6 protein-coding genes are annotated in these 3,823 nt (G+C 67.8%); 3 read left to right on the top strand and 3 right to left on the bottom strand.

Annotation, left to right across the window (positions count from 1 at the left end; all coding sequences use genetic code 11):
• Positions 1 to 37 precede the first annotated feature (37 nt).
• Positions 38 to 1,261 carry an RNA-guided endonuclease InsQ/TnpB family protein gene (locus tag AOK15_RS26495; protein WP_055520874.1) on the bottom strand — a complete coding sequence of 408 codons (1,224 nt, stop codon included), beginning with the start codon at positions 1,259 to 1,261 and terminating at the stop codon, positions 38 to 40.
• A 322-nt stretch (positions 1,262 to 1,583) separates the two neighbouring features.
• Between AOK15_RS26495 and AOK15_RS26490 the strand changes: the two genes are divergently transcribed.
• The gene (locus AOK15_RS26490) at positions 1,584 to 1,802 is read left to right on the top strand and encodes a type II toxin-antitoxin system VapB family antitoxin (RefSeq protein ID WP_055520873.1); all 219 of its coding nucleotides are present in this window, start codon (positions 1,584 to 1,586) and stop codon (positions 1,800 to 1,802) included.
• Positions 1,799 to 2,209, top strand: a complete 411-nt coding sequence (locus AOK15_RS26485) for a PIN domain nuclease (protein WP_055520872.1) — start codon at positions 1,799 to 1,801, stop codon at positions 2,207 to 2,209. Before AOK15_RS26490 ends, AOK15_RS26485 begins: the two co-directional genes overlap by 4 nt.
• A gap of 6 nt (positions 2,210 to 2,215) precedes the next feature.
• Here the strand turns inward: AOK15_RS26485 and AOK15_RS26480 are convergent, their stop codons facing one another.
• Together AOK15_RS26480 and AOK15_RS26475 are read right to left on the bottom strand one after the other, a co-directional pair.
• Positions 2,216 to 2,425, bottom strand: coding sequence for a DUF397 domain-containing protein (locus AOK15_RS26480; protein WP_055520871.1), 210 nt, complete (start codon positions 2,423 to 2,425; stop codon positions 2,216 to 2,218).
• Positions 2,422 to 3,297, bottom strand: coding sequence for a helix-turn-helix domain-containing protein (locus tag AOK15_RS26475; protein ID WP_055520870.1), 876 nt, complete (start codon positions 3,295 to 3,297; stop codon positions 2,422 to 2,424). Before AOK15_RS26475 ends, AOK15_RS26480 begins: the two co-directional genes overlap by 4 nt.
• Before the next feature lie 155 nt (positions 3,298 to 3,452).
• On the opposite strand from AOK15_RS26475, the gene AOK15_RS26470 reads away from it, so the two are divergent.
• Positions 3,453 to 3,823, top strand: a 371-nt coding sequence (locus AOK15_RS26470) for an ATP-binding protein (RefSeq protein WP_167738862.1), incomplete at its 3' end; no start/stop codon positions are given.

The following is a 3,823-nucleotide window of genomic DNA, read 5'->3' as shown; positions in this document are numbered from 1 at the left end:
CCGAGGATTCTGGCCTTCTCGACTGGTTGCTGTGCCGCTACGCGGCACGGTTTCCGGTCGGGAATCCGTGGCTTCCTGTTTCTTCACGCTGTGCCGGGACTGCTCCCGGTCTTACCGGCGCTCCGCAGGCCGATACCGCCAGTCCGGCGGCCGTCTTCACGTTGATCGCGGCGTTGACGTCCCGGTCATGGACCGCGCCGCAGGCGGCACACGTCCACTCCCGCACATCGAGGGGCTTGGGACCGTCCACCGCGCCGCAGGTGCAACAGGTCTGCGAGGTCGGTGTGAACCGGCCGATCTTGACCAGGGTGCGGCCATACCTGGCCGCCTTGTACGTCAGCATGCTGATGAACGATGACCAGCCCGCGTCGTGCACGGACTTGGCCAGCCTGGTGCGTGCCAGTCCCGCCACCGACAGGTCCTCCACAGCGATCCCTTGGTTCTCGGAGATCAGCCTGGTGGAAAGCTGGTGGTGGAACTCACGGCGCGCGTCGGCGACCTTCGCATGGGCGCGGGCGACCTTCAGACGGGCCTTGGCCCGGTTCCTGGATCCCTTCTGTTTGCGGGACAGCTCCCGCTGCGCCTTCTTCAGCTTCTTCTCCGCGCGGCGCAGGAAGCGCGGGGAGCCGATCTTCTCTCCGGTGGACAAAACGGCGAAATGCGTGAGGCCGAGATCAATGCCGATGGTGCGGTCGGTCTCCGGCATCCGCGCCCGATCGGCGACGGGGTCGGTGTCGATGACGAAGGACGCGAAATACCGGCCGACCGCGTCCATCACAACGGTGACCGAGGTAGGGGCGGCGGGCAGCATGCGGGACCACTTCACCTTCACCGCCCCGATCTTCGGCAGGCTCAGCCGTCCACTGCCGGTGATGCTCCAGCGGGCGTTGGCGGTGAACCGGACCGACTGCCGGGCGTCCTTGCGCGACTTGAACCGGGGCGGACCGGTCCTGGGGCCCTTACGGGTGCCATTGAGGGAGGAGAAGAAGTTGCGGTACGCGGCCTCGGCATCCCTCAGGGACTGCTGCAGGACGACCGCGGAGACCTCGCCCAGCCAGGACCGCTCCTTCGTCCGCTTCGCCTCGGTGATCAGCTTCCTCGACAGCTGACCGGCCGTCGGGAACGGCCGGCCGGCCTTCCGGGCGTCCTCGCGGGCCCGCACCGCGTCGTTGAACACGACGCGGGCGCACCCGAACGCCCTGGCCAGCGCGGTGCGCTGACCGGCATCCGGGTAGAGCCTGAACGCGTACCGGAGCTGCATGACGATCACACTAGGAAGGTCGCACACGCGTCACCAGAGAGAACGTGCGAACGAATCATCACCCTGACGCTCCCCCGCCTCCCGTCTCCCGCCTCCCGCAGCGTCTGGCTCCGCCGGAACAATGCCGCGACGCTCCGCGTCGCCATTGTCAGATTCGCTTCTTCGGAGGAGATGGATTCGGGAGGCGGCACAGTATCAATGGCGTGTGCATGCCTCAGCGGGTGGCGTGACAGCCGTCGGCGTACGTCACACTCGCCGCCTTCAGCAGCCGGTTGATATATTCGCGGAAGCGATATATCAACCGGTCTTCCAGGAGGCTCGCATGTCCAGGACGCTTGTCGACATCGACGACGACATGCTGGCCTTCGCTCAGCAGCAGCTCGGCACCAAGACCAAGCGGGACACCATCAATCGGGCGCTGGCCATAGCGGCGGCGATCAGCACCGAGGATCGGGCACGCGCGCTGCGCTGGCTCCAGACGAACGCCGACATGTTCCTCGACTTCGACGTCCTCGAAGCCAGGGAGCGAGACGGGCTGTGACCTACCTGGCCGACACCTCCGCCGTGTGGCGCCTACTCCGTGGCCAACTCAGCGCTCCGTGGCCCGAGCGAGTGGCGCGTGGCCTTGTGGCCATCTGCCCTCCCGTGGAGTCCGAACTGATGCCCGGACTCCGCGCCGACCGCGACTACGAGCCCTTCTTCACCATGCTCGGCCAGTCCTTCGGCTGGGTGCCCGCGATCGACGACCCATGGCCGAAGATCATCGAGGTACAGCGGGACCTGGTGAAGATCGGTCACCATCGCGGCCCGTCTCCGCCGGACATCCTGATCGCGCTCACCGCCGAGCATCACGGCCTGACCCTGCTCCACGTCGACGACGACTTCGCCGCGATCGCGAAAGTCCGGCCCGGCCTCTCCCTCGTCCGCGGAGAGCAGCCGATCCTCTGAACGAAGTCAGCTCCCGGACGCGTACGCCACGAACTCCGCCCACGCGTCCCGCGCGAGGGCGAGCCGAGGCCCGGCGAGGTTCTTGGAGTCGCGGACGTGGACCGCGCCGGGAGCCGTGGCGATCTCGACGCAGGACTCGCCGTCGGTGCCGCTGCTGTAGCTGCTCTTGAACCAGGCCAGTTCGGAGGCGTCCCCGGCAGAACCCTTGCGGATCATGTCTCTCCCAGCAGTTGCTCGATGAAGGTCAGCGACTCCCGTGGCGGGAGGGCCTGCGCTCGGATGGTGCCATACCGCAATTCCAGGATGCGGAGCTGCCTCGGGTCGGAGACAGGCCGACCGTTGAACTTGCCGTCGGCCCGCCCCACTGCCGTACCGTCCGGAAACTTCAGCAATTCGATCTTGCCGTCCAGGCCCGGGTGAGCATCGGTGTTCGTCGGCATGACCTGAAGCGTGACGTGGTTCAACCGCCCCACCTCCAGCAGACGTTCGAGCTGCCGTCGCCACACCATTGTGCCCCCGACCTGACGGCGCAGCGGAGCCTCTTCCAGGACGAAGTGCACGGACGGAGCCGGGTCCCGCTCGAAGACCGTCTGCCGGGCCAGACGAGCGGCCACCATACGTTCCACATCGTCCGGCGAGTACGGCGGCTGAGCCGCCCCGATCACAGCCCGCGCATGCTCCGGGGTCTGCAAGAGTCCGTGGACGCTGTTGCACTCGTACAAGCCGATCTCGACCGCCTTCGCCTCCATCTCCCCCAGCGCCCGCACCTTCCTCGGGTACCGGACCTTCTTCACGTCCTCCCACGTCGCTGCGATGAGCCCGCCCGCGCCCAGCGCCTCGTCGGCCTTGTCCAGATACTCCTGCCGGGGAATCCGTTTCCCGCCCTCGATCTTGTAGACCAGGTCCTCGCCGTACCCGACCGCCCGACCGAAGTCGGCGGCGCTCATCCCCACCGCCTCCCGCCTCAGCTTCAACTGCCGCCCGACCGTGGCGATGACCGCGACGCCCCACTCGTCGTCCGGGTCCACCTCCCAGCCCGGCTCATCGGCCTCCGTCTTGAGCCGCCCCGCGTCGCCGTCCACCAACATCGCGCACCTCTCCGCCGTACCGTCGTGCCTCAACGCCCCCTACCCGTACGGCCCTTCCGGACAGGCCCGACACGACCGGACAATGTCCGGACAGTCACCGTACGTATCGGCGCAGTCACTGTTCACGGTAAGCGTGCGCCACCACGCTGAGTGATGTGAATACGGAAACCGTCGGCCCTGACACCGAACGCCACAGCCCCATCCGCAACTTCAGCGTGCGGCTGTCCTCCACACCCCGCGGAGCCCGCCTCGCCCGACTGCTCGCGACCGAGCAACTGCGCACCTGGGGGCTGCCGTCCGACCCGGCGGAGCACATCGTCGCGGAGCTGGCGGCCAACGCGGCGACGCACGGGCGTGTCCAGGGGCGCGATTTCGACCTGACGCTCTACGTCATCGGCGACACCCTCCGCATCGAGGTCACGGACACACGAGCCGAACGACTTCCGCGCACGCGGCGCCCCTCCCCCGACGACGAGTCCGGGCGTGGTTCCCCAGCGGGCCGCGAGTGCCTCGACCAGAAGCAGAC

Source organism: Streptomyces ossamyceticus (assembly GCF_001418475.1).
In the GTDB taxonomy this organism is placed as follows: Bacteria; Actinomycetota; Actinomycetes; order Streptomycetales; family Streptomycetaceae; genus Streptomyces; species Streptomyces ossamyceticus.
Note: the sequence above shows the minus strand (reverse complement) of the source record. Positions and strands in the feature narration are given on the sequence as shown.